The organism is Pseudomonas sp. LARHCG127 (assembly GCF_052871455.1).
Genome location: NZ_JBIXJT010000002.1, coordinates 63,087 through 87,422, shown reverse-complemented (window position 1 = coordinate 87,422; position 24,336 = coordinate 63,087). Strand labels below are relative to the sequence as shown.

Here is a 24,336-nt window from a genome sequence, read left to right as displayed (position 1 = left end):
ACTTTGAGGCGTCCTGGGGACGCTTCGACAAAATGTTGCGCGTGAACAAGCTGGATGAAACGCAGTCTGTTCAGCATCGAATATTTATCACCGAGGCGCCCTCGTGGCGCGTCGCTACCGTGAGATAGCCGTCCTCCATGTTTGGTTCCAACGACGACAAGAAGACCCCAGCTGCGGCTGGCGAGAAAAAAAGCCTGTTCGGATGGCTGCGCAAGAAGCCGCAGGAAACCGTCGTCGAACAGCCAGAAGCGCTGCCTGAGCCCGCCGCCGAGACAGTGGCCGAAGAGGCCGCGCCCATCGTCCTGCCGATCGCCGAGCCGGTGCTGCAGCCGGTCGAGCCTGAGCCTGAAGCCGCGCCTGAGCCAGTGGCCGAACAGCCGCTGACCCCGCCGGCCGGGCAAACCCCTTGGCTGACCTTGCCGGTGGCGGAAGAACCGGTTGCGCTGGTCGAGGGCGAGGCTGCGCATACCCCGCCACCGATTCCGGCAACGATGCAACCTGTCGAGAAGCCGGTCGAGACGCCGGTTGCCGAAGCGCCAGTGTCCGTCATTACGCCCGCCGCGCCTCAACCCGTTCCTGAGCCAGAGCCTGCTCCGGCTGTGGTTCCGACTCCGGCCGAGCCGCCACGCACGGCCGAAGAAAACAAGGTCGGCTTCTTCGCCCGCCTCAAGCAGGGCCTGTCCAAGACCAGCGCCAGCATCGGCGAAGGCATGGCCAGCCTGTTCCTGGGCAAGAAAGTCATCGATGACGAATTGCTGGAAGACATCGAAACCCGCCTGCTGACCGCCGATGTCGGTGTCGAGGCCACGTCGGTGATCATCCAGAGCCTGACCCAGAAGGTCGCGCGCAAGCAGTTGACCGATGCCGATGCCCTGTACAAATCCCTGCAAGGCGAACTGACCAGCCTGCTCAAGCCGGTGGAAAAACCCCTGGTCGTTGCCTCGCAGAACAAGCCGTTCGTGATCCTGGTCGTTGGCGTCAACGGCGCCGGCAAGACCACCACCATCGGCAAGCTGGCCAAGAAGCTGCAGCTCGAAGGCAAGAAAGTCATGCTGGCCGCGGGCGACACCTTCCGCGCCGCCGCGGTCGAACAGCTGCAAGTGTGGGGCGAGCGCAACAAGATCCCGGTGATCGCCCAGCACACCGGTGCCGACTCCGCCTCGGTGATCTTTGACGCCGTACAAGCGGCCAAGGCCCGTGGCATCGATGTGCTGATCGCCGACACTGCCGGTCGCTTGCACACCAAAGACAACCTGATGGAAGAATTGAAAAAGGTGCGCCGGGTGATCGGCAAGCTCGACGCCGACGCGCCCCACGAAGTGCTGCTGGTGCTGGACGCCGGTACCGGCCAGAACGCCATCAACCAGGCCAAGCAATTCAACCAGACCGTCGAACTGACCGGGCTGGCCCTGACCAAGCTCGACGGCACGGCCAAGGGCGGGGTGATCTTCGCCCTGGCCAAGCAGTTCGGCCTGCCCATTCGCTACATCGGCGTGGGCGAAGGCATCGACGATTTGCGCACCTTTGAAGCCGAGCCCTTTGTCCAGGCACTGTTTGCCGAGCGGGAGCATTCATGATTCGTTTCGAACAGGTCGGTAAACGCTATCCGAACGGTCACGTCGGCTTGCATGAGCTGAGCTTTCGGGTCCGTCGGGGCGAGTTTCTGTTTGTCACCGGCCATTCCGGCGCCGGTAAAAGTACCCTGCTGCGCCTGTTGCTGGCGATGGAACGACCGTCCACTGGCAAACTGCTGCTGGCCGGCCAGGACCTGAGCACCATCAGCAATGCCCAGATCCCCTATCTGCGGCGGCAGATCGGCGTGGTGTTCCAGAATCACCAATTACTGTTCGACCGCACGGTGTTCAACAACGTGGCGTTGCCGTTGCAGATCCTCGGCTTGTCCAAGGCCGAGATCATCAAACGCGTGGATTCGGCCCTGGAGCGCGTGGCCCTGTCGGACAAGACCGACCTGTACCCAGGCGACCTGTCCACCGGCCAGCAACAGCGCGTCGGCATCGCCCGCGCCATCGTCCATCGCCCGGCCTTGCTGCTGGCGGACGAACCCACCGGTAACCTCGATCCGCGCCTGGCGGCGGAAATCATGGGTGTGTTCGAAGACATCAACCGCCTGGGCACCAGCGTGCTGATCGCCAGTCACGACCTGGCCCTGATCGCACGCATGCGTCACCGCATGCTCACCTTGCAACGCGGTCGACTGATCGGTGACGGGGAGGCCGGCGCATGAGTGCTACTCGCAGCCCGAAAGTGGCCGAACGCGTGGCCCCGAAGGCCTCCGATCCGCAGCCGCAAAAGAAAAAGCGCGACGATGACGACGGCCCGGACTTCGCCACGCTGCTGCGCGCCTGGATCGAAAGCCATCGCGCCAGTTTGCTGGACAGCCTGCGGCGCCTGGGCAAGCAGCCCATCGGCAGCTTCTTTACCTGCATGGTGATGGCGGTTGCCTTGAGCCTGCCCATGGGGCTGTCATTATTGCTAAATAATGTGGAGCGCCTCGGCGGTTCCTGGCAGCGCGCCGCTCAGGTTTCCCTGTACCTGCAGATGGACGCCAGCCCTGGTGAAGGCCAGGCGTTGCGTGAGCAAATCAAGGCCATGCCAGGCGTGTCCGATGCCGAATACATCGGGCGCGAGCAGGCGCTTGAAGAGTTCCAACAGCAGTCCGGCCTGGGCGATGCCCTCAAGGAATTGCCGGAGAATCCGCTGCCAGGCGTGGTGCTGGTGACGCCGAACGAGGTCGACAAGCCGGCCCTTGAAGCATTAAGACAAAGACTTTCCGAGTTGCCGAAGGTACAACAGGCGCAACTTGATCTAGTCTGGGTCGAGCGTCTGGCGGCGATCCTCAAGCTGGGCGACCGGTTTGTCTTCGGTCTGACAGTGCTGCTGGTTTCTGCATTACTTTTGGTGATAGGCAATACCATTCGTCTTCATATTGAAAACCGCCGCACCGAGATAGAAGTGATTAAACTCGTCGGCGGTACGGACAGTTATGTACGCAGGCCCTTCCTTTATATGGGGGCGCTGTATGGCTTCGGTGCCGGCATTCTGTCTTGGGGCGTATTGGCGTTTGGCCTGGACTGGCTGAACGATGCGGTAGTGGGGCTGGCCGGTTTGTACGGCAGTGATTTCTCGCTGGCCGGAGTGCCAGTCGCCGACGGTCTGTCGCTCTTGCTTGGCGCGGTGCTGTTGGGTTATATCGGTGCATGGATTGCGGTCGCACGCCACTTGCGTGAGCTTGCGCCAAAATAGTGTTTTTTGCGCGTATTGACCTTTCGGTTTTTGTGGGAACTTGTCCTACGGTTCCCGGTCAATTTTCGCAGTGCTGAACTGCACGAGTTATGTAAGTTGGAGGTTTTTTCGTATGACCACTTCTTTGCAACCTGCTTATGCTCTGGTCCCGGGTGCGAACCTGGAGGCCTATGTGCACACGGTCAACAGCATCCCGCTGCTGACCCCCGAGCAGGAGCGTGAACTGGCCGAGAGTCTCTACTATGAGCAGGATCTTGAGGCGGCTCGGCAGATGGTGCTCGCCCACCTGCGTTTTGTCGTACATATCGCCCGCAGCTATTCCGGCTACGGGCTGGCCCAGGCCGACCTGATCCAGGAAGGCAACGTTGGCCTGATGAAGGCGGTCAAGCGTTTCAACCCGGAAATGGGTGTACGCCTGGTGTCGTTTGCCGTGCACTGGATCAAGGCGGAAATCCACGAGTTCATCTTGCGTAACTGGCGCATCGTGAAAGTCGCGACCACCAAGGCCCAGCGCAAACTGTTCTTCAACCTGCGCAGCCAGAAGAAGCGTCTGGCCTGGCTGAACAACGAGGAAGTCCATCGCGTTGCCGAAAGCCTGGGCGTGGAGCCTCGGGAAGTGCGCGAGATGGAAAGCCGCCTGACCGGCCATGACATGGCCTTCGACCCGGCCGCTGAAGCGGACGACGACAGCGCTTTCCAATCGCCGGCCAACTACCTGGAAGACCACCGCTACGACCCGGCGCGTCAACTGGAAGACGCCGACTGGAGCGACAACTCCAACACCAACCTGCACGAAGCACTGGAAGTGCTGGACGAGCGCAGCCGCGACATCCTCTACCAGCGCTGGCTGGCCGAGGAAAAAGCCACGCTGCACGACCTGGCGCAGAAGTACAACGTGTCGGCCGAGCGGATTCGCCAGCTTGAGAAGAGCGCGATGAACAAGCTCAAGGTCTCGATCGCGGCTTGACCTGCGATAGCGACAATAAAAAACGCCCCGATCAGTGATGATCGGGGCGTTTTTGTTTGTGCGCGGTGTTGGATTCGACCCGGGTCCCTTGTGGGAGCGAGCTTGCTCGCGATGGCGGTGGGTCAGTCGACATCTCTGCTGAGTGCTCAATTGTCATCGCGAGCAAGCTCGCTGCCACAGGGGTATTCAGTGCTGCTACTGCGCCCAAGGCGCCCGCCGCGCCCGATCGAGCTCCAGCAAATAACCGGCGCCCCCCAACTGGCTCATCTGCTGGCGAATCCAACCCGCCCGCCGTAGCACGTAGGGGCTCGGCCGGCTTGCGCTCCATTTGCGCGGGTTGGGCAACACCGCCGCCAACAGGCTGGCCTGTTGCCGGGACAATGCCCCCGCGCCCACGCGAAAATGATGCCGCGCCGCCGCTTCCGCTCCAAACACGCCGTCGTCCCACTCCACGCTATTGAGGTACACCTCGAGGATCCGCTGCTTGGGCCAGAACACTTCGATCAGTGCGGTGAACCAGGCCTCCAGGCCTTTGCGCAGCCAGCTGCGGCCCGACCACAGGAACAGGTTTTTCGAGACTTGTTGGCTGAGGGTGCTGGCGCCGCGAATCGAACCGCCACGGCCATTGTGGGCGAAGGCGGCCTGGATCGCACCGATGTCGAAGCCCCAGTGTTCGGGGAATTTCTGGTCTTCGCCAGCAATTACCGCAACCTTGAGGCTGTCGGATATCTGCTCCCAAGGTTGCCAGTCGCGCTGCAGGTCGATCGGCTCGCCGTTGAACCAGGATTCAACCTTGCGCTCGATCATCAGCGCGGTGAACGGTGGCGGCACCACGCGAAACAGCAGCACAAGCACAACGCTGCCGACGGCGAACCAGAGCAGGGCTTTAAGGAATCGTCGAAACAATGTACGCAGCATAGAGATGGCTTGGCCGAACCCGTCGAGCGGGCCATTATACAGACCCTGCCCACCGAGTCTGACTGGAGTTCCCATGTTGCGTAGCTTTCTGATGCTGGCGGCTTTTTTCGGCTTCACCGGCGTCGCCTTGGGAGCATTTGCCGCCCATGGCCTGAAAAACCGCCTGAGCGCCGATTACCTGGCGATTTTCCACACCGGCGTCACCTACCAGTTGGTCCACACCCTGGCGTTGCTGGGCGTTGCGCTGCTGGCCACGCATATTCCCGGTCGCATCGTCACCTGGGCCGGGATTTCATTTGTGGTTGGCATCCTGTTGTTCTCCGGCAGCCTGTACCTGTTGACACTCACGGGTATCAGCAAGCTGGGCATTATCACCCCGTTCGGCGGCGTAGCGTTCCTGATCGGCTGGTTGTGCCTGGGCCTTGCCGCCTGGCGCCTGAATTGACGGTAGAGGTCAGCTGGCGTTCTTCCAGCCATTGAGCAACGTTTGTGTGAAGGACGGCGCAAGGACGCGGTTGCCGTGCCCGCTCAAGTGATCGGCATCGCGGAAGAGTGGTTTATCATCGTCGTAGGCAGAACAGGTTGCGCCTGGGCACAACAGGGGGAGCGGGTCCCAGACAAGCAGCGTCGGATACTGGCCGGTCAAATGATCGAGCAGGGTCATTTGCGCCGTTCGCAGTTGCTCGATGTGTTGCCGCGCAATGGTGAATCCCGGGGTGCAGATGGGATTCATCCGGTTGAACCAGTCCGAACAGCGATAGGGCGGCGCCTTGAACAGAGGCATGGGCGCATTGATCAGTACCCGCACCTTGGCGGTCATCAAGCGTGTCAGCACCGCTTCGGCGGCAATCCGGGCGCCTTCAATCTGTTCGGACGTCAGCTCGGAAAGGGCTTCCCCCCATGCTTCCTCTTCGCTGCGAGCCCAGTTGCGCCCAGCCAGCTCCGGCATTCGCAGCGACGCCAGGAACACAATGTCACCGGGTCTTGCCCGTGCTTCGATGTCGCTCAGGGCCTTTTCCCGAGCTCGGGCGCAGGCACCTTGCGGATCGGGCGCCATGAGGCTGACCACCGCGCAGCCGCCGCGTTCATATTCCCGAACTTTGAAGCCGAGTTGCCGTGATGCGAGGCTGAGCATGGTGCGATAGGCCGCCGCGTGAGAGTCGCCGATCACGAACAATTGGCGGCCCTGCAAGGGTGGGTTCTGGGCGGGTTCGTCGACGGAGCGTTGTGGCAGTCGCCTGGAGAACCAGGTGTAGGTATCCCGGGTCTGGCTGAGTGAAAGGGCCTGGGGATTTTCGCTGACCCAGCGTGCGCCGGACCAGCCCAGGCCGATGGCTGCCAGGCAAGAGGCAATCGTGATCCAGGCGCGGCGTTGGAACAGCGAGTGGCCGTTGCGCAAGGGTGTTTCGACCCAATGGTAGGACGCCGCGGCAAGCGCCATGACGATCAGTGGGTAGGCCAACTGTACCGCCAGTTGCTCCAGGCCCGTGGTCCAGCGCAGGAACACCAGCACCGGCCAGTGCCACAGGTACAACGAGTAGGACAGTTTGCCAACATAGACGACGGGCGCCGATTGCAGCAGGCGCCGGGGCAGGAAGTGATCGTGGGTTTTCTGGACCAGGGCGGTGAGGATCAGCACAGTGCCGCAAACCGTCAGCAGCGCCCAAGGGAAGGGAAACTGGTTTTTATCGGCGAGGAACAGTCCGCCAGTGACCAGCGCGAAGCCCGCGAGCAGCACGACCCGGCTTGCGGCCGTTGAATGCAGCGTGAAACGCCCCGTAGCCATCAACTGGAAAAGCGTCGCGCCGGCGGCCAGTTCCCAGAACCGACTGGGTAACAGGTAGAACGCCTCGAGCGGATTTCCCCGGGTCTGCAGGGCGCTGAACGCCAGCGATGCCAGTGCCAGCAGGGGCAGCAAGGCCCAGGCGAGCCGGCTGTATTGCCGGTAGCGCAACCAGATGAAATAGAGGAATGGAAGGAGCAGGTAGAACTGCTCTTCCACCGCCAAGGTCCAGGTATGGGTATAGGGGTTGAGCAGGGTGGACGGGGCGAAGTAGGTGTCGGTGTTCCAGGCCAGCACAAAATTGCTCAGGCCGAAGAAGGCGGCCAGCCCGGTACGGTCATTCTGCTGGCTGAGCCAGGCTTGGGGCACGAACATCGCCGAAAGCAGGCTACAAACCAGAAGAACCAAGAGCAGCGCGGGCACGATACGCAGGAACCGGCGGCGATAAAAATCCATCAGGAAGGCTGGAAAGCTGCGGTGGGCGTGAGCGGACAGCGACTGGCTGATCACGTAGCCGGAGATGACGAAAAAGATGTCGACGCCGGTAAATCCACCGGGCAGTACGTTCAGGAAGTCCGCGTGGAAAACGATCACGCTCAGGACCGCAACGGCGCGCAGGCCGTCGATGGCGGGGTTATTCGGCGTTGGATGGAGGTTGGACACAGGCTCCTCACACGCGTTATTCGATCAGGTCTAGCTCAAGGCAACGAATATAGGAGGCTTGGACGAGTGCTTGAACCCTGGAGTTGTTTCCGGATTGTTCCGGGCTTGCCGCCTGGCGGCTGGGCTGACCAGCAAGTCCATTTCATGACGAATGGCTTGGGTCGCCCAGACTGATCGGGCTAGAATGCCAGCCCCTAAAAATGATGGCGGCATCCGGCATGCGCATTCAGTTGAACGGCGACCCCCTTGAACTGCCCGACGGTGAAACCGTTGCGGCCCTGCTGACCCGTCTGGAACTCACCGGACGCCGCGTCGCGGTGGAACTCAATCTGGATATCGTCCCGCGCAGCCAGCATGCCGAAACCACGTTGAACGATGGCGACAGCGTCGAAGTGGTCCATGCCATCGGCGGCGGCTAGTCGCCTCGATTTCGCAGCCTTTCGCAAGAACCTCACCCCAACAGAGGATTTCCCATGAGCATCGTTCGTAGCGACAAGCCCTTCGTCCTGGCCGGTCGTACCTACCAGTCGCGCTTGCTGGTAGGCACCGGCAAATACCGCGACATGGAAGAAACCCGCCTGGCCATCGAGGCCTCGGGCGCCGAGATCGTGACCGTCGCCGTGCGCCGGACCAACATCGGCCAGAACCCGGGCGAACCGAACCTGCTGGATATCCTGCCGCCGGATCGCTACACCATCCTGCCGAACACCGCCGGCTGCTTCGACGCCATCGAGGCCGTGCGCACCTGCCGCCTGGCCCGTGAGCTGCTCGACGGCCACAACCTGGTGAAGCTGGAAGTGCTGGCGGACCAGAAGACCTTGTTCCCCAACGTGATCGAAACCCTCAAGGCCGCCGAGACCCTGGTCAAGGAAGGTTTCGACGTGATGGTCTACACCAGCGACGACCCGATCATCGCCCGTCAACTGGCGGAAATCGGCTGCATCGCGGTCATGCCACTGGCTGGCCTGATCGGCACTGGCCTGGGGATCTGCAACCCGTACAACCTGCAGATCATCCTGGAAGAAGCCAAGATCCCGGTGTTGGTGGATGCCGGTGTCGGTACCGCCTCCGACGCCACCATTGCCATGGAACTGGGTTGCGAAGCGGTGCTGATGAACTCGGCCATCGCCCACGCCCAGCAGCCGATCCTGATGGCCGAAGCCATGAAACACGCCATCGTCGCCGGTCGCCTGGCGTACCTGGCCGGGCGCATGCCGAAAAAACTTTACGCCAGCGCCTCCTCGCCGCTGGATGGTCTGATCAAGTAAGAGCCATTGATGACTGAATCGAACGACACGCCGGTCCTGCCGGAAGAAGGCGAAGAGCGCCAGCACCGCCGCATCAAGAGTTTCGTGATGCGCGCCGGGCGCATGACTGAAGGCCAGCAGCGTGGCCTGGAGCAAGGCGCGCCACTGTTTGTCCTGCCCCTGGCCGATGCGCCGGTGGATTTTGACCAGGTCTTCGGCCGCTCGGCCCCGCGCTCGCTGGAAATCGGCTTTGGCATGGGCCACTCGTTGTTGGAGATGGCCGCCGCTTCACCTGAGCAGGATTTCATTGGTGTGGAAGTCCACCGTCCAGGCGTCGGTGCGCTGCTCAATGGCGTGCTGACCCAAGGGTTGACCAACCTGCGGGTCTACGATTGCGACGCCATCGAAGTGCTCAACCGCTGCGTGGCCGATAACAGTCTCGATCGGCTGATGCTGTTCTTCCCGGATCCCTGGCACAAAAGCCGTCACCATAAGCGCCGGATCGTCCAGGCGTCGTTCGCTGAGCTGGTGCGTAGCAAGTTGAAGGTCGGCGGGGTGCTGCACATGGCCACCGACTGGGAGCCCTACGCCGAGTACATGCTGGAAGTGATGAACGTCGCCCCGGGTTATCGCAACCTGGCTGAAGACGGCAAGTGCGTGCCGCGTCCGGCCGAACGGCCGATCACCAAGTTCGAGCGCCGTGGCGAACGGCTTGGGCATGGGGTGTGGGATTTGAAGTTCGAGAAATTGGCGTAAACACCAAAAGACCCATGGTGAAATGGGATCCCCTGTGGGAGCGAGCTTGCTCGCGATGAGGGCATGACATTCAACATCAATGTTGACTGTTACACCGCTATCGCGAGCAAGCTCGCTCCCACAGTTGTTTTTGGTTGCGGCTGGATCAGCGGCGGTCAGCCACCACTCCGATCAACACCAGCACCACCAACAACACCGGCGCCAGGCTGTAGTTGTTGAACTGGCTCAAGCCCCTGACGATCCATGGTGTGGCATAGATCAGCGCCGCGCCGCTGCCGATCATGCACAGCAGGGCGATCAAGGGCACGCGCAAGGCGCCGGCGATGCTGCCCAGGCGCTGTTCGACCCAGCCCTTGATGTCGGCACCAAACAGCACCAGCAAACAGCCTACCAATGCCAGGGAGATTTCCGACAGGTTGCTGCGGCTCCAGCGGGACACGGTGGCCAGCAGGTCGAGTACCAGATCCATTCGATTTCCTTGTGTTGATCAGCTCAGAAATGTCTGCAGCAAGTCATTGAGAAACAGCTGTCCGCGCTCGGTGGCCGCCAGACGTGTCGGTTCGACCTGCAACAACCCGCTTTGTTCGGCCTCGCGCCGGCCTTCGGCCAGGCTTTCAAGTGGCAGCCCGGTGCGCTCCGGGTACAGCTGCGCTTCCACGCCTGCGGTCAGGCGCAGGGCGTTCATCAGGAACTCGAACGGCAGTTCTTCATTGGCCAAGGTTTTCTCGCCGGCCTGGAAGCTTTTGGCCGGGTTGAGGTAGTCCTTGGGCAGGCGGGTCTTCCAGGTGCGCACGATGCGCCCGTCCGGATGGCTGAGCTTGCCGTGGGCGCCGGCACCGATGCCGATGAAGTCGCCGAAACTCCAGTAATTGAGGTTATGCCGCGCCGCCCGACCGGGCTGGGCGTAGGCCGAGACTTCGTATTGGGCGTAGCCGTGTTCGGCCAGCAAGGCCTGCCCGGCTTCCTGGATGTCCCACAGCGTGTCGTCTTCGGGCAAGGTCGGCGGCTGGTTCCAGAACACTGTGTTCGGCTCCAGCGTCAATTGGTACCAGGACAGGTGGGTCGGCTTCAAGGCGATGGCCTGGCGCAGGTCGCTCAAGGCGTCGTCGAGGGACTGGTCGGGCAGCCCATGCATCAGGTCCAGGTTGAAATTGTCGAACCCGGCCTGGCGGGCCATGCCGGCGGCGCGCACCGCCTCGTCACCGTTATGGATCCGGCCCAGGGCCTCGAGCTTGGCCTGCTGGAAGCTCTGGATGCCAATGGAGAGACGATTGATGCCCAGCGCCCGGTAAGCGACGAACTTTTCCTGCTCGAACGTGCCGGGATTGGCTTCCAGGGTGATTTCAATGTCCTGGGCGAACGGTATCCGCGCCTCGACACCCTTGAGCAACCGGCCTAGGGCCTGGGCACTGAACAGGCTCGGGGTGCCGCCACCGAAAAAGATCGAGCTCAGCGGGCGACCGTAAACCGCGTGCAGGTCCTGGTCGAGGTCGGCCAGCAGGGCGTCGACATACTCTTCTTCCGGCAACTGCGGGCTGGCGGTGTGGGAGTTGAAGTCGCAATACGGGCATTTACGCACGCACCACGGGATGTGGACGTACAACGCCAGGGGCGGCAGCACCGGCAGCGGCGCCCGAGGCGTTTGGACACCGCCATGAATCAGCGGTGCGGGAGTGTCATCGATCATTGCAGGCTCAGGCGTTGACGCAGCAGGGCCATGGCGCGGGCGCGGTGGCTCAGTTGGTTTTTTTCCACCGGCCCCAGCTCGGCGCTGGAGCAATTGCGCTCCGGCACCCAGAACAACGGGTCGTAGCCAAAACCGTGCTCGCCGCTGGCCTCGGTGAGAATGCGCCCGTGCCACAGGCCCTCGCAGAGGATCGGCAACGGATCGTCGGCGTGGCGGACCAGGGCCAGCACACAGACGAACTGCGCGCCGCGCTCGGCTTCGGGCACGTCCTTGAGGGCGTCGAGCAGCTTGGCGTTGTTCGCCGCGTCACCTTTGCCGTCAGCGTAACGGGCCGAGTAAATGCCCGGCGCACCGCCGAGGAAATCCACGGCCAGCCCGGAATCGTCGGCCAGCGCCGGCAGACCGGAGATACGCGCGGCATTGCGGGCCTTGAGGATGGCGTTCTCGACGAACGACAGGCCAGTCTCCTCCGGTTCCACCTGGCTGAATTCGCCGATGGAGCGCAACTGCACCGACCCGCCGAGCATGGCCTGCAGTTCCTTGAGTTTGCCGGCGTTGTGGCTGGCCAGCACGAGTTGGGTAAGGTTGATCATTGGCCCGGGAACAGTTCCTGGTTGAAGTTGAGGGTGTTGATCTTGTCGCCGGTCTGCACCTTGATCTCGAAGATGCGGTTTTCCTGCTGGGGCACCGGATACTGGGCGATGTAGTAGATCGCGCCTTGCTCGATCACCTGCTTGAATTGCAGCTGGATGCTCTGGCTGGTGAGGTCTTTCACCGTGCCGCTGACTTGGGCCATCAAGGGCTTGCCATCCTTGATCACCGACACATTGATCACGCCCTGGTTCTTGCTGCGGATCAGCTCGGCGCCCTTGGCGATCTCGGGAGTCAAGAAGGTGGAGTTGAACGTGTTGTAGTGCACGGTGACGTCACCGAACACTTCCTTGCGCTCGGCCTTGATGGCGTCGGCGGCCATGGCGCCAACGCTCAGGCAAGCGGTGATCAAAAACAACGCTAGACGTTTCATGTCGTGCTCCTGGTGAGGCCGGGGCTCACACCGCGACCTGATGATCGGCCAGGCCTGGGCTGCTGACCCGATAGATGCCTATTTCCCCTAACAGATTAGGCCATAGCTTGCTGGCCCACCCGTGGCGGTGCTGCTGGTCCACGGCCAGGCGGTCGATGACCTTGGCTTCACGTTCGTGGCACAGCGCTTCGAAATCCTTGAAGGTGCAGAAGTGGATGTTCGGCGTGTTGTACCAGGTGTAGGGCAGGAAATCCGAGACCGGCATGCGGCCCTTGCTCGCCAGGTACCAGCGGCAGCGCCAGTGGCCGAAGTTGGGGAAGGTGATGATGCACTGGCGTCCGACCCGCAGCATTTCGTCGAGGATCTTGTCCGGGTAGTGCACCGCTTGCAGGGCCTGGGTCATGACCACGATGTCGAAGCTGTTGCTGGCGAAGTTGCCCAGGCCCTTGTCCAGGTCCTGCTCGATGACGTTGATGCCCTTGGCGACGCACTCGGCAATGTTGTCCGGGTCGTTTTCCAGGCCGTAGCCGGTGACTTGCTTGTTGTCCCGCAGCCAGGTCAGCAGTTCGCCATTGCCGCAGCCCAGGTCGAGCACGCGGCTGCCGGCGGGGATCCATTCCTGGATGATGTCCAGATCGGCTCTCATGGCGTCCTCACAGCGTTATACGGTTCATGTAGTTGCCGAACGCCTGCAGGTAGCGCGGGATCGGGATCAAAAAGGCGTCGTGGCCCTGGGGTGCGTCGATTTCCAGGTAGCAGACGTCCTTGCGCGCGGCCATCAGCGCATCCACCAGCTCCCGCGAGCGCGCCGGGGAGAAGCGCCAGTCGGTGGTGAACGACATCACACAGAACTTGGCGGTGGCATTGGCGAAGGTTTTCGCCAGGTTATCGTCGAAGTTGGCCGCCGGATCGAAGTAGTCCAGCGCCTTGGTCATCAACAGGTAGGTGTTGGCGTCGAAACGCCCGGAGAACTCTTCGCCCTGGTAGCGCAGGTAGCTCTCGACCTGGAACTCGACGCTGTGGAAGTCGTAGTTGAGCTTCTCGCTCTTGAGACCACGGCCGAATTTCTCGCCCATGGAGTCGTCGGACAGGTAGGTGATGTGCCCGACCATGCGCGCCAGCATCAGCCCGCGCTTGGGGATCACACCGTGTTCCTGGAACGAACCGCCGTGGAATTCCGGGTCGGTGAGGATCGCCTGGCGCGCCACTTCGTTGAAGGCGATGTTCTGCGCCGACAGCTTGGGCGCCGAGGCGATTGCCAGGCAGTGGCGCACGCGGTCCGGATAGGTGATGGTCCATTGCAGGGCCTGCATGCCGCCCAGGCTGCCGCCGATCACTGCCGCCCACTGGCCGATGCCGAGGCGGTCGGCCAGGCGCGCCTGGCTGTGGACCCAATCTTCCACGGTCAGCACCGGGAAATCGGCGCCGAAGGGCTTGCCGGTGTCCGGGTTGAGGCTGCTGGGGCCGGTGGAGCCGTTGCAGCCGCCGAGGTTGTTCAGGCTGACCACGAAGAACCTGCTGGTGTCGATGGGCTTGCCCGGGCCAATGCAACTGTCCCACCAGCCGGGCTTGCGGTCGTCGATGCTGTGGTAGCCGGCGGCATGGTGATGCCCCGACAAGGCGTGGCAAATCAACACGGCATTGCTCGCCGTGGCGTTGAGGGTGCCGTAGGTTTCGTAGATCAGGTCATAGGCTGGCAACGAACGGCCGCAGGCCAGGGCCAGGGGCTCGCTGAAATGCGCCGTTTGCGGCGTCACCAGACCAACGGAATCGGGGGGAAAGGCAGCTGGCATCGACCCTGCTCGCGTTGAAATGAGGCGTAAGTCTAAAGACCGCTGGGGTTAGCGGCAAGCAAACGGCGGCGCTGATTGTCCGCTGATGCAAACCCTGTGGTGACCGGATCAATCTGTGGCGAGGGAGCTTGCTCCCGCTGGGGCGGGCTGGCGCTCCAGCGCGAAGCGGCCCCGTAGGAGCTGTGTAGGAGCTGCCGAGTGCAACGAGGCTGCGATCTTTCCCCTGACAATTGAGTCGTGAGCGAAAGATCAAGATCAAGATCAAAAGATCGCAGGCTTCGCCAGCTCCTACAGAGCCCAGCGGGAGCAAGCTCCCTCGCCACAGGAAAAGCTGCAGCGTGCTTTAGATCAGCAACCGCAGGATCTCCGGCATCATGGTCATCGCCGCCAGGTTATTGATCACCAGCATGTCGATCAGCTTGAGTACCATGAACGCCAGGATCGGCGAGATGTCCAGGCCGCCGAGGTTCGGCACGATGCGGCGGAACGGTGCCAGGGCCGGCTCGCAGATCTGGTTCACCAGTTCGGCACCCGGGTTATGGCTGCCCGGCGCGACCCACGACAGGATCACGCTGATGATCATGGCGAAGAAGAAAATCTTCAGGAACAGCGCGGTCACGCCAATGATCGACCAGATCAGCAGTTGCAGCGGGTTGCCGGTGGTGCCGTAGGTCAGCAGCAAGGTCAGGGCCATCAGTGCCAATTGCACCAGGATCGCCAGGACCAGCGACGACATGTCCAGGCCGAACAGGCTCGGGATGATCCGGCGCAGCGGCTTGAGCAGCGGCTGGGTGGCCTTGACGATGAACTGGCACAGGGGGTTGTAGAAGTTGGCGCGCACCAGTTGCAGCACGAAGCGCAGCAGCACGATCAGCAGGTACAGGCTGCCGAGGGTTTGCAGCACGTAGACCGCTGCAGTGTTCAATCCAATCATGAATGGCTCCTTATTGGCCCAGTTGTTCGGCCATTTCGGCCGAGCGGTGCGCGGCGGCGCCGAGTGCTTTTTCCACCAGGGCTTCGAAGCCCCCGGCCTGGAACGATTTGATGGCCGCTTCGGTGGTGCCGGCCGGCGAAGTCACGCGGCGGCGCAGCTCGGCCGCATCGACGTCGCTGGAAACCGCCATGTGCGCGGCACCGAGGGCGGTCTGCAAGGTCAGCTGGGCGGCGGTTTCCCGGCTCAGGCCCAGCTTCTCGCCAGCGGCGGTCATGGCTTCGATCAGCAGGAAGAAGTACGCCGGGCCCGAGCCGGAGACGGCGGTGACGGCGTCCAATTGCTGTTCGGTGTCCAGCCACAGGGCCAGGCCCACCGCCGACAGCAGCGTTTCGGCCTGCTGGCGTTGCTCGGCGCTCACCTGTTCGGTGGCGAACAGGCCGCTGACACCCTGGCGCAGCAGCGCCGGGGTGTTGGGCATGCAACGTACGATCGGCTGCTCGCCGAGCCAGTTGTTCATGCTGGCGCAGGTGATACCCGCTGCAATCGACACCACCAGTTGATGGGGCTTGAGGCTTGTGCGCAGGGCTTCACAGACGGTTTTCATCGCTTGCGGCTTGACCGCCAGCACGATGACGTCCGCGCCGTCGATGGCCTGGGCGTTGTCGGCAAAGGTCTCGATGCCGTGCTCGGCGCTGACTCGGGTGCGGGTCTCTTCACCTGGATCGCTGGCGCGGATCAGAGAAGCGTCCAGACCCTTGGCCCGCAGGCCGCCGATCAGGCTGGCGGCCATGTTGCCGGCGCCGATGAAAGCAATACGCGTGTTGCTCATGACAGGTCCTTATAAAGAGATGAGTCGGCCATGGTTCAGGAGTGACCGTAGTCGCGGGCGCCAAACAGGGCAGTGCCGATGCGCACCCAGGTGGCGCCTTGGGCGATGGCCGACTCAAGGTCGTGGCTCATGCCCATGGAAAGTGTGTCCAGCGGCAGGGCCAGGCTGGCTTGCAGGCGTTGAACGGCTGCGAAGGCCGCATCCTGGGCGGTGCGGTCATCGGTGGGTTCGGGAATTGCCATCAGCCCACGCAGCTTCAGGCGCGGCAATGCGCTGATGGCACTCGCTAGGGCGGGCAGGTCCGCCGGGGTGCAGCCGGATTTGCTGGCTTCACCGCTGACATTGACCTGGATGCAGATGTTCAGCGGCGGCAATTCGGCCGGGCGCTGCTCGGACAGGCGCTGTGCAATTTTCAAGCGATCCACGGAATGCACCCAATCGAAGTGTTCGGCGATAGCACGCGTCTTGTTCGATTGAATGGGGCCGATGAAGTGCCAGATCAAGGGCAGGTCGATCAATTCGACCTGTTTGCCCAAGGCCTCTTGCAGGTAGTTTTCGCCGAAGTCCCGCAGGCCGGCGGCATAGGCTTCACGCAGGGCCTGGGCGGGCTTGGTCTTGCTCACGGCCAGCAGTTGGACGCTGCCTTCGGCACGTTGGGCGGTCTGCTCCGCAGTGCGGATACGCGAACTAACCTGAGCAATGTTGTCTGCTATCGTGGACATAAAGGAGCGCCAGCGGTGAGGTTCGCGGCATTCTACTGGAATTGAGGAGCGCTATGGATATCACTGAACTGCTGGCCTTCAGCGCCAAACAGGGGGCGTCGGACCTGCACCTGTCCGCCGGGCTGCCGCCGATGATCCGCGTGGATGGTGACGTACGGCGGATCAACCTGCCGGCGCTGGACCACAAGCAGGTCCATGAATTGATCTACGACATCATGAACGACCGGCAGCGGGTGGATTACGAAAAGTTTCTGGAAACCGACTTTTCCTTCGACGTGCCGGGCGTCGCGCGGTTTCGGGTCAACGCCTTCAACCAGAATCGCGGCGCGGGGGCGGTGTTCCGGACCATTCCATCGAAAGTCCTGACCATGGAAGACCTGGGGATGGGCGAAGTGTTTCGCAAAATCACCGAGGCGCCTCGCGGGCTGGTGCTGGTGACCGGGCCGACCGGCTCAGGCAAGTCCACTACCCTGGCGGCGATGATCGACCACCTCAACAGCCACAAGCACCATCACATCCTCACCATCGAAGACCCTATCGAATTCGTTCACGAACCGCGCAAATGCCTGATCAACCAGCGCGAGGTGCACCGCGACACCCAAGGCTTCTCCACGGCCCTGCGTTCAGCCTTGCGGGAGGACCCGGACGTGATCCTGGTGGGCGAGATGCGCGACCTGGAAACCATCCGCCTGGCGCTGACCGCCGCCGAAACCGGGCACCTGGTGTTCGGCACCCTGCACACCACGTCGGCGGCCAAGACCATCGACCGGGTGGTGGACGTGTTCCCCGGCGACGAGAAGTCCATGGTTCGCTCGATGTTGTCGGAGTCGTTGCAAGCGGTGATTTCCCAGACGCTGATCAAGAAGATCGGCGGCGGCCGGGTCGCGGCCCATGAAATCATGCTGGGGACCTCGGCCATTCGGAACCTGATCCGGGAAGACAAGGTGGCGCAGATGTACTCGTCCATCCAAACCGGCGGCTCGCTGGGGATGCAGACGCTGGACATGTGTTTGAAAGATTTGGTGAACAAGGGGCTGATCAGCCGCGAACATGCCCGGGAGCGGGCGCGTACGCCGGATAATTTCTAGAGATGGGGTGTTTTTGCAGGCCTCATCGCGAGCAAGCTCGCTCCCACACTTGATCTTCAGTGACCACAGAAATTGTGTTCGCCGCAAATCAAATGTGGGAGCGAGCTTGCTCGCGATGAGGCAATCAGTTGCAACACAAATGCTGGATCAGCGCTGAACCACGCGCATCGCGCCCGGTTCTTTCGGCAGCACTCGCTTGGCGACCACGTAATGGGTGTTCCAGTACGGCTTGTTCAGCGTGTCGATGGTCACCGACTTGCCACGGCGCGGGGCGTGGATGAAACGGTCGTTGCCCAGGTAGATGGCCACGTGGTTGACACGGCGGCTCTTGAGCTTGAAGAAAATCAGGTCGCCGGGCTTGAGGTCCTTGCGCTCGACTTTCTCGCCATGACCGGCAGCCATGGCGTTGGAGGTGCGCGGCAGGTCGAACGTGGCGTCGTTGAACGCGTATTTCACCAAGCCACTGCAATCGAAACCTTTACTTGGGCTGCTGCCGCCCCAACGATAAGGTGTGCCGAGGACATTCACGGCGCGGCTCAGCACGTTGCTGGTCGTCTTGGTCGCCATGGGTGGCACCAGGCGACCGTGAGCGGTGCTCACGCGCTGGACGCCCTGCTTGTTCTTGCTCGAAGGAGCAGAAACATGGGATTTCGGGGTGTAGCCGTTGACGTTGGGAAGACGTTGCTCACGATTGGTGGCGTGGGCGGCCAGTGGCAATAATAGGCAAATGGTTAGCCATGTCTTGAAAAATGGACGCATTAGGCAGGGCTCATAAAGGTTAGCGCGCAACTTTATAACAGCTTTTTTTGCCATTCCGAGGCCGTTTGTCGATCCGAAACCCAGCGTAAACCCTGCACCACTGCGGCAATTTGACTTGATTGTCCGACAGAAGCCCGGTACCACGGGCGTTTCCTCGGTCCGAGTCGTCCAGGACCGCTTGTCGGCGAGACACAAAAAAGTCACAAAAAGTCAGAACAAATTTTTCTATCGAGGCAAAAGAGGCATTCATGAACAGCTATCAGCAGGACGCAATCCGCGATACCCACAGCAAAGTCATCGGGTATCTGCTGTGGATTTTGGGATTTACCGGCGCTCACCGTTTCTATTACGGCAAGCCGGTCACGGGCACGATCTGGTTTTTCACCTTCGGCCTGCTGGGCATCGGTTGGTTGATCGACCTGTTCCTGATCCCGGCCATGGACCGCGAAGCGGACCTGCGTTTCACCCCCGGGCCCATCGAGTACAGCGTGGCTTGGATTCTGCTGACGTTCCTAGGGGTGCTGGGCGTACACCGGATGTATCAGGGCAAGTGGCTCAGCGGGATCCTTTACCTGCTGACCGGTGGGGTGTTTTTCCTTGGGGTGCTGTATGACTTCTGGACGCTGAATGATCAGGTGTCGATTCGGAATGCGCAGAAGCGTGGGGCTTTTCATTAAGACCGAGTCGCCTGCATCGCGAGCAAGCTCGCTCCCACATTGGATCGGAGGTGTTCACATATCCTGTGTTCACCGAAGATCCCCTGTGGGAGCGAGCTTGCTCGCGATAGGAGCGGCGCGGTTTTTCAGGCCTGGTGAGTGATGCGCCCATCCATCAGCGTATAACGCACCACACCCGGCAGGCTGTGGCCGAGGAACGGGCAGTTGTCGCCCTTGGAACGCCAGGCTTCGCCGGCCACGGTGGAGGCGGCGGGGTCGAACAGCACCAGGTCCGCCGCGGCGCCCACCGCGAGTTTCCCCGCCGGCAGTTGCAGCGCCTGGGCCGGGCCGGCGCTCAGGCGCGCCAGCAAGGTCGGCAAATCCAGCAAACCGTCTTCCACCAGCGTCAGGGCCAGCGGCAGCAGCAGTTCGACGCTGCTGATGCCTGGTTCGGTGGCGCCGAACGGAGCCAGCTTGGCATCGCGCTCGTGGGGTTGGTGATGGCTGGAGATGGCCGAGATCACCCCGGATTTCACCGCCTCGCGCAAGCCATCGCGGTCGGCGCGGGTGCGCAGCGGCGGCTGGACGTGGTAGACGCTGTTGAAATCGATCAGCGCTTCGTCGGTGAGAATCAACTGGTACAGCGCGACGTCGGCGGTCACCGGCAAGCCGCGGGCCTGGGCCTGGGCGATCAATGCGGCGCCGCGGGCACTGGTCAGTTGGCTGAAGTGAGCGCGCACGCCGCTTTGTTCCACCAACAGCAGGTCCCGAGCCAGGGCCACGGTCTCGGCGGTTTCCGGGATGCCCGGCAGGCCGAGGAAGCTGGCGGTCGGGCCTTCATGGGCGAGGCCACCTTCGGCCAGGTCGTGATCCTGGGAGTTGAAGATCACCGTCAGGCCGAAAGTCGCCGCGTATTCCAGGGCGCGGCACAGGGTACGGGTGTTGCGGAAACTGTTCAGGCCATTGCCGAACGCCACGCACCCGGCGTCACGCAGGGCGATGAGCTCGGCCAGTTGTTCGCCTTCCAGGCCTTTGCTCAGGGCCCCGATCGGGAAGACCTTGGTGTTGCCGGCCTCACGGGCGCGGTCGAGGATCAGTTCGGCCACGGCCGAGGTGTCCAGCACCGGTTTGGTCTGCGGCGGGCAGCACAGGCTGGTCACGCCACCGGCAGCGGCGGCGCGGGTTTCGCTGATGATGCTGCCTTTGCGGCTGTAGCCCGGTTCGCGCAGGGCAACGTTCAGATCCACCAGGCCGGGCGCGGCCACCAGGCCTTGGGCGTCGAGGATTTCGGCGGCGACGAAACCTGTCGGCGCCGTGCCAAGGGCGACGATCTTGCAGGCATCGATATGAATGTCAGTCACTTGATCCAGGCCGCTGGCTGGATCGATCACGCGTGCGCCGAGAATGCTGAGCTTCACTGGGCGTTCTCCTGGTCGAATTGGCGCTGGGCCGTTTGTCCGCTCATGGCCATGGACAGCACGGCCATGCGGATGGCGATGCCGTAGGTCACCTGGTTGAGAATCACCGAGTGCGGCCCGTCGGCCACCGCCGACTCGATCTCCACGCCGCGGTTGATCGGCCCCGGGTGCATGACGATGGCGTCCGGCTTGGCCCCGGCCAGGCGCGCCGTGGTCAGGCCGAACAGGCGGTAGAACTCGCCTTCGCTGGGCAGCAGGCCGCCGGTCATGCGCTCGCGTTGCAGGCGCAGCATGATCACCACGTCCACATCCTTCAGGCCTTCGGTCATGTCGGTGTAGACCTTCACGCCGTATTGCTCGACGCCGATGGGCAGCAGGGTTTTCGGCGCGATCACGCGGATGTCCGGGCAACCGAGGGTCTTGAGGGCCAGCATGTTCGAGCGGGCCACCCGCGAGTGCAGGATGTCGCCGACGATCGCTACGGACAGGTTCTCGAAGCTGCCCTTGTGCCGACGGATGGTCAGCATGTCGAGCATGCCCTGGGTCGGGTGGGCGTGACGGCCGTCGCCGCCGTTGATGATCGCCACTTGCGGGCACACATGTTCGGCAATGAAGTGCGCCGCGCCGGAGTCGCCGTGGCGCACGACGAACATGTCGGCGGCCATGGCCTCGAGGTTGCGCAGGGTGTCGAGCAGGGTTTCGCCCTTGCTCGCCGAGGACGTGGACACGTTGAGGGTGATCACGTCCGCCGACAACCGCTGGGCCGCCAGTTCGAAGGTGGTGCGGGTGCGGGTGGAGTTTTCGAAGAACACGTTGCACACGGTCTTGCCGCGCAGCAACGGGACTTTTTTCACCGCCCGGGCGCCGACTTCGAGGAACGAGTCGGCGGTGTCGAGGATTTCCGTCAGCAGCTCGCGGCGCAGGCCGTCGAGGGACAGGAAGTGGCGCAGCTGGCCCTGATCGTTGAGCTGCAGCGGGCGCTTGGTTTCGAGAGGCGTCATCGCGATGGACTCTTACAAGGGCAGTTAAAGGGCAAGGTCTTGCAGTTCGAGTTGCAGCGGCGACGGCCCGGAGAGCTTGACCCGCTCGTGGGCGGCCAGCGTCAGCGTCGCGCCGACCACGTTCGGTCGGATCGGCAGCTCGGCGGCGTCCAGGTCCAGCAGGCACACCAACGTCACGCTGGCCGGGCGACCGTAGTCGAACAGTTCGTTCATGGCGGCGCGGATGGTCCGGCCGCTCATCAGCACGTCGTCGATCAGCACCAGGTGCTGGCCTTCGATCTCGAACGGCAGCGCCGAGGGGCGTACCTGCGGGTGCAGGCCGTTCTGGCTGAAGTCGTCACGGTAGAAGGACACATCGAGGGTGCCCAGCGGCGACTGGCTGCCCAGTGCTTGGAGCAAGGCCTGGGCGACCCAGACGCCACCGGTGCGAATGCCGATGTAGCGCGGTTCGCTGATGCCGCGTTGTTCCAGGTGTGCCGTGAGACGAATCGCCATCTGGCTGATCAGTTCGGCAGGATTGGGCAGGCTCATGCTGGCTCCTTCAGTTTCCGGGTCGGTGTTCGTGACTCGGTTTATCGCTAAAAGAAAGCGCCTTGGCGGCGCTTTCAAAAAATCAGGTTTCGAACAGGGCGGCGTTGGCGTCGAGCCAGCCTTGCAGCAGCAGGGCGGCGGCGATGGCGTCCACCGGGTTGTCGCGGTAACTGCCTTTCTGTCCGCCGCGCACCAGGCGCTCGCCCTTGGCCTCGAAGGTGGTCAGGCGCTCGTCATGGGTATAGAAGGGCAGGTTGTAGCGGCCGTTGAGCCGGCGGGCGAATTTTTCGGCCCGCAGGCACATGTCGCTGGGCGTGCCGTCCATGTTCAGGGGCAGGCCGACCACCACGGCATCGGGTTTCCACTCCTTGATCAGCGCTTCGACCTGGTTCCAGTCCGGCACGCCATTCTGCGCCTTCAAGGTGCACAACTCGCGGGCCTGGCCGGTAATGACCTGGCCGACCGCTACGCCGATCTGTTTGGTGCCGTAATCGAAGCCCAGCAGCAAGCGCAGGGCCATCAGGCGTGTCCTGCCTGGCTGGTGAGCAGGCTGAGGTTGACCCCCAACCGGCTGGCCGCCGCTTCCAGGCGCAGTTCGCTGCTGGTGTTGAACAGGATGTCGGCGTCGAACGGGCAGGTCAGCCAGGCGTTATCCGCCAGTTCGGCTTCCAGTTGCCCGGGTTCCCAGCCGGCATAGCCGAGGGCGATCAGGCTTTTCGCCGGGCCGACGCCATCGGCGATGGCGAACAGCACGTCCTGGGAGGTGGACAGCGATAAACCGTCCAGGTCCACCGTCGCCTGGAATTTGGGGCCCGACGGATGGAGCACGAAACCGCGATCGGTCTGCACCGGGCCGCCGATAAAAATCGGCACGTGCTGGCACAAGAGTGGCGGTTCCACCTCGGGCCGCAACTGCTCGAGAATGTCCGCCAGGTTCAGCTCCTGCGGCCGATTGACCACCAGCCCCATGGCCCCATTGGCCGTGTGCTCGACGATATAGGTCAAGGTGTGGGCAAAGTTCGGATCGGCCATGTGCGGCATGGCAATCAGGAAGTGATGCTTGAGGTAGGTGGGGCTGACGTTTTTCATAGGCGCTAGTGTGGCGGCGCAGGGGCGAACTGACAAGCTGGGGATGTGCAGGAAATGCCTCAGAATGACCCAGATCTCCCCTGTGGGAATGAGTACAAATGGCCCGTTCACCAAAAACACCCGGGGGTCGCGTGCTTGCTCGCGTTGGCGGGCTGTCGGCCGACATCTATGTTGAATGATCCATGGCCATCGCGAGCAAGCTCGCTCCCACAAGGGATCTGCGGCGGGTTCAGGCATCGATCAGGCTCAGTTACTGGAAAGCCGATCACCCCGGGCGAACTTCCAGGTGCGGATGATTTCCAGCCGGTCGATGTCCGACAGGTCCCCGGTAAACGGTGCGAACGGTGCGGCCAGGCGCACGATCCGCTGGGCTGCCTGGTCCAGCAGCGGTTGGCCGGAGGATTCGAGCACCAGCACTTCATACAACGAGCCGTCGCGGTTGATCGAGACCATGAGCCGCAGGTTGCCGTAGATCTGTTTGCGCCGGGCCTCGTCGGGGTAGTTGAGGTTGCCGATGCGCTCGACCTTCTTGCGCCACTCGTCCTTGTACCAGGCACCCTTGTCGCGCATGGTCGAGGCGGCGCTCAGGCGGTGGATGCGCGGGCGCTTGGCGTAGAGCTGTTGCTCCTGGGCCAGTTCGGCTTCCAGGCTGGCGATATCGCTGGACAGCTGGGAGCTGTCGAAGGTGGGCACCGGGGCCTGGGGCTTGGGATCGGGCTTGACCTCTTCCTTGACCGGGGCTTTTTTCGGCTTCGGCGCCACGGTGGTCACGGCTGCCTTGGGCGCTGTTTCCCGTACTTCGGGCTTGGCCGCCGGCGGCGGGGTGACTTTCTGTACCGTGCTGTCCTGGAACGGCGCGATTTCGGTGGTCTTGGGGGTCGCCTTTTTTTCCAGGGTGCCGCTGCCTTGCTGGTTTTCCTGGGCAAGGAAATCGGCCTTCTCGGGCTTGGCCTCGCTCTTGAAGGTGGCCAGGGTAATTTCCAGGGTCTGGCTGATCTGCTTGGGCTCGACCGTGGCGAAACCGACGCCCAGCAGCAAGGCCAGATGGATCAATGCCGCCAGGAACAGGGTAAAACCGAGGCGATCAGCCGGGCGCACGCCACGATGGGCGAGCTCTTGGGGCAGATCGGACGGGAGTGTCATGACAAGGAAACCAACATCGCGTTTTTTTCAGGCCGGGCATGATAACGCAATGTGGGTTTCCTTC

General features: G+C 62.6%; 28 protein-coding genes. 10 read left to right on the top strand and 18 right to left on the bottom strand.

Annotation, left to right across the window (positions count from 1 at the left end; translation table 11 throughout):
* The first annotated feature begins 137 nt into the window (after nt 1-137).
* The 4 genes from ftsY (at nt 138) to rpoH (ending at nt 4,231) form a co-directional block, all read left to right on the top strand.
* On the top strand, nt 138-1,577 hold the full coding sequence (ftsY, locus tag ACIPQ1_RS03800) for a signal recognition particle-docking protein FtsY (RefSeq protein ID WP_411385885.1): 1,440 nt from the start codon (nt 138-140) through the stop codon (nt 1,575-1,577).
* Entirely contained in the window at nt 1,574-2,245 is a 672-nt protein-coding gene (gene ftsE, locus ACIPQ1_RS03795; protein ID WP_060740190.1) for a cell division ATP-binding protein FtsE, read from the top strand. The genes ftsY and ftsE overlap by 4 nt, the downstream gene beginning before the upstream one ends.
* Entirely contained in the window at nt 2,242-3,264 is a 1,023-nt protein-coding gene (ftsX, locus tag ACIPQ1_RS03790; protein ID WP_250964324.1) for a permease-like cell division protein FtsX, read from the top strand. The genes ftsE and ftsX overlap by 4 nt, the downstream gene beginning before the upstream one ends.
* 112 nt (nt 3,265-3,376) lie before the next feature.
* Entirely contained in the window at nt 3,377-4,231 is an 855-nt protein-coding gene (gene rpoH / locus ACIPQ1_RS03785; protein WP_003177476.1) for an RNA polymerase sigma factor RpoH, read from the top strand.
* A 195-nt stretch (nt 4,232-4,426) separates the two neighbouring features.
* On the opposite strand, the gene mtgA is transcribed toward rpoH, so the two are convergent.
* A complete protein-coding gene (mtgA, locus tag ACIPQ1_RS03780; RefSeq protein WP_411385884.1) occupies nt 4,427-5,149 on the bottom strand; it encodes a monofunctional biosynthetic peptidoglycan transglycosylase in 723 nt (240 codons plus the stop codon).
* Between the two features lie 73 nt (nt 5,150-5,222).
* On the opposite strand from mtgA, the gene ACIPQ1_RS03775 reads away from it, so the two are divergent.
* On the top strand, nt 5,223-5,594 hold the full coding sequence (locus tag ACIPQ1_RS03775) for a DUF423 domain-containing protein (protein ID WP_250964322.1): 372 nt from the start codon (nt 5,223-5,225) through the stop codon (nt 5,592-5,594).
* A gap of 9 nt (nt 5,595-5,603) precedes the next feature.
* Here ACIPQ1_RS03775 and ACIPQ1_RS03770 read toward each other — a convergent pair whose 3' ends face one another.
* Nucleotides 5,604-7,595, bottom strand: coding sequence for an acyltransferase family protein (locus ACIPQ1_RS03770; RefSeq protein WP_446533621.1), 1,992 nt, complete (start codon nt 7,593-7,595; stop codon nt 5,604-5,606).
* A gap of 218 nt (nt 7,596-7,813) precedes the next feature.
* Between ACIPQ1_RS03770 and thiS the strand changes: the two genes are divergently transcribed.
* From thiS to trmB, 3 genes are read left to right on the top strand one after another with little or no spacing between them, the layout of a single operon-like run.
* Nucleotides 7,814-8,014 (top strand): sulfur carrier protein ThiS, encoded by a 201-nt coding sequence (gene thiS, locus ACIPQ1_RS03765; RefSeq protein ID WP_250963756.1) that lies wholly within the window; start codon nt 7,814-7,816, stop codon nt 8,012-8,014.
* A 54-nt stretch (nt 8,015-8,068) separates the two neighbouring features.
* The gene (locus tag ACIPQ1_RS03760) at nt 8,069-8,863 is read left to right on the top strand and encodes a thiazole synthase (protein WP_003177480.1); all 795 of its coding nucleotides are present in this window, start codon (nt 8,069-8,071) and stop codon (nt 8,861-8,863) included.
* A gap of 9 nt (nt 8,864-8,872) precedes the next feature.
* The gene (gene trmB, locus ACIPQ1_RS03755; protein WP_018609495.1) at nt 8,873-9,598 is read left to right on the top strand and encodes a tRNA (guanosine(46)-N7)-methyltransferase TrmB; all 726 of its coding nucleotides are present in this window, start codon (nt 8,873-8,875) and stop codon (nt 9,596-9,598) included.
* A gap of 145 nt (nt 9,599-9,743) precedes the next feature.
* Here trmB and ACIPQ1_RS03750 read toward each other — a convergent pair whose 3' ends face one another.
* From ACIPQ1_RS03750 to ACIPQ1_RS03710, 9 genes are all read right to left on the bottom strand, one after another.
* Entirely contained in the window at nt 9,744-10,067 is a 324-nt protein-coding gene (locus ACIPQ1_RS03750) for a DUF3392 domain-containing protein (RefSeq protein WP_014340681.1), read from the bottom strand.
* Nucleotides 10,068-10,085: 18 nt separating this feature from the next.
* The gene (hemW, locus tag ACIPQ1_RS03745; protein WP_411385882.1) at nt 10,086-11,285 is read right to left on the bottom strand and encodes a radical SAM family heme chaperone HemW; all 1,200 of its coding nucleotides are present in this window, start codon (nt 11,283-11,285) and stop codon (nt 10,086-10,088) included.
* Nucleotides 11,282-11,878, bottom strand: coding sequence for an RdgB/HAM1 family non-canonical purine NTP pyrophosphatase (rdgB, locus tag ACIPQ1_RS03740; protein WP_446533620.1), 597 nt, complete (start codon nt 11,876-11,878; stop codon nt 11,282-11,284). Before rdgB ends, hemW begins: the two co-directional genes overlap by 4 nt.
* Nucleotides 11,875-12,309, bottom strand: a complete 435-nt coding sequence (locus ACIPQ1_RS03735) for a DUF4426 domain-containing protein (RefSeq protein ID WP_250963761.1) — start codon at nt 12,307-12,309, stop codon at nt 11,875-11,877. Before ACIPQ1_RS03735 ends, rdgB begins: the two co-directional genes overlap by 4 nt.
* A gap of 25 nt (nt 12,310-12,334) precedes the next feature.
* Entirely contained in the window at nt 12,335-12,955 is a 621-nt protein-coding gene (gene metW, locus ACIPQ1_RS03730) for a methionine biosynthesis protein MetW (RefSeq protein ID WP_053126236.1), read from the bottom strand.
* Nucleotides 12,956-12,962: 7 nt separating this feature from the next.
* Nucleotides 12,963-14,102: a homoserine O-succinyltransferase MetX gene (gene metX, locus ACIPQ1_RS03725; RefSeq protein WP_411385881.1), complete on the bottom strand. Its 1,140-nt coding sequence runs from the start codon at nt 14,100-14,102 to the stop codon at nt 12,963-12,965.
* 343 nt (nt 14,103-14,445) lie between these two features.
* Nucleotides 14,446-15,036: a YggT family protein gene (locus tag ACIPQ1_RS03720; RefSeq protein WP_072405911.1), complete on the bottom strand. Its 591-nt coding sequence runs from the start codon at nt 15,034-15,036 to the stop codon at nt 14,446-14,448.
* A gap of 10 nt (nt 15,037-15,046) precedes the next feature.
* A complete protein-coding gene (gene proC, locus ACIPQ1_RS03715; RefSeq protein ID WP_411385880.1) occupies nt 15,047-15,865 on the bottom strand; it encodes a pyrroline-5-carboxylate reductase in 819 nt (272 codons plus the stop codon).
* Between the two features lie 35 nt (nt 15,866-15,900).
* Nucleotides 15,901-16,587 (bottom strand): YggS family pyridoxal phosphate-dependent enzyme, encoded by a 687-nt coding sequence (locus ACIPQ1_RS03710; protein WP_250963764.1) that lies wholly within the window; start codon nt 16,585-16,587, stop codon nt 15,901-15,903.
* Between the two features lie 53 nt (nt 16,588-16,640).
* Here ACIPQ1_RS03710 and ACIPQ1_RS03705 point away from each other — a divergent pair, with 53 nt between their 5' ends.
* The gene (locus tag ACIPQ1_RS03705) at nt 16,641-17,675 is read left to right on the top strand and encodes a type IV pilus twitching motility protein PilT (protein ID WP_053126225.1); all 1,035 of its coding nucleotides are present in this window, start codon (nt 16,641-16,643) and stop codon (nt 17,673-17,675) included.
* Nucleotides 17,676-17,822: 147 nt separating this feature from the next.
* On the opposite strand, the gene ACIPQ1_RS03700 is transcribed toward ACIPQ1_RS03705, so the two are convergent.
* The gene (locus ACIPQ1_RS03700) at nt 17,823-18,434 is read right to left on the bottom strand and encodes a C40 family peptidase (protein ID WP_446533619.1); all 612 of its coding nucleotides are present in this window, start codon (nt 18,432-18,434) and stop codon (nt 17,823-17,825) included.
* Nucleotides 18,435-18,682: 248 nt separating this feature from the next.
* On the opposite strand from ACIPQ1_RS03700, the gene ACIPQ1_RS03695 reads away from it, so the two are divergent.
* The gene (locus tag ACIPQ1_RS03695; RefSeq protein WP_186710353.1) at nt 18,683-19,111 is read left to right on the top strand and encodes an NINE protein; all 429 of its coding nucleotides are present in this window, start codon (nt 18,683-18,685) and stop codon (nt 19,109-19,111) included.
* A gap of 125 nt (nt 19,112-19,236) precedes the next feature.
* Here the strand turns inward: ACIPQ1_RS03695 and ACIPQ1_RS03690 are convergent, their stop codons facing one another.
* The 6 genes from ACIPQ1_RS03690 to ACIPQ1_RS03665 form a co-directional block, all read right to left on the bottom strand.
* Nucleotides 19,237-20,508, bottom strand: a complete 1,272-nt coding sequence (locus ACIPQ1_RS03690; RefSeq protein WP_446533618.1) for a dihydroorotase — start codon at nt 20,506-20,508, stop codon at nt 19,237-19,239.
* On the bottom strand, nt 20,505-21,509 hold the full coding sequence (locus ACIPQ1_RS03685) for an aspartate carbamoyltransferase catalytic subunit (RefSeq protein WP_003177495.1): 1,005 nt from the start codon (nt 21,507-21,509) through the stop codon (nt 20,505-20,507). Before ACIPQ1_RS03685 ends, ACIPQ1_RS03690 begins: the two co-directional genes overlap by 4 nt.
* A gap of 24 nt (nt 21,510-21,533) precedes the next feature.
* Nucleotides 21,534-22,040 (bottom strand): bifunctional pyr operon transcriptional regulator/uracil phosphoribosyltransferase PyrR, encoded by a 507-nt coding sequence (pyrR, locus tag ACIPQ1_RS03680; protein WP_250963768.1) that lies wholly within the window; start codon nt 22,038-22,040, stop codon nt 21,534-21,536.
* 82 nt (nt 22,041-22,122) lie between these two features.
* On the bottom strand, nt 22,123-22,560 hold the full coding sequence (ruvX, locus tag ACIPQ1_RS03675) for a Holliday junction resolvase RuvX (RefSeq protein ID WP_003177497.1): 438 nt from the start codon (nt 22,558-22,560) through the stop codon (nt 22,123-22,125).
* The gene (locus ACIPQ1_RS03670) at nt 22,560-23,129 is read right to left on the bottom strand and encodes a YqgE/AlgH family protein (RefSeq protein ID WP_186710357.1); all 570 of its coding nucleotides are present in this window, start codon (nt 23,127-23,129) and stop codon (nt 22,560-22,562) included. The genes ruvX and ACIPQ1_RS03670 overlap by 1 nt, the downstream gene beginning before the upstream one ends.
* Nucleotides 23,130-23,375: 246 nt before the next feature.
* On the bottom strand, nt 23,376-24,272 hold the full coding sequence (locus tag ACIPQ1_RS03665; RefSeq protein ID WP_186710359.1) for an energy transducer TonB: 897 nt from the start codon (nt 24,270-24,272) through the stop codon (nt 23,376-23,378).
* Nucleotides 24,273-24,336 lie beyond the last annotated feature (64 nt).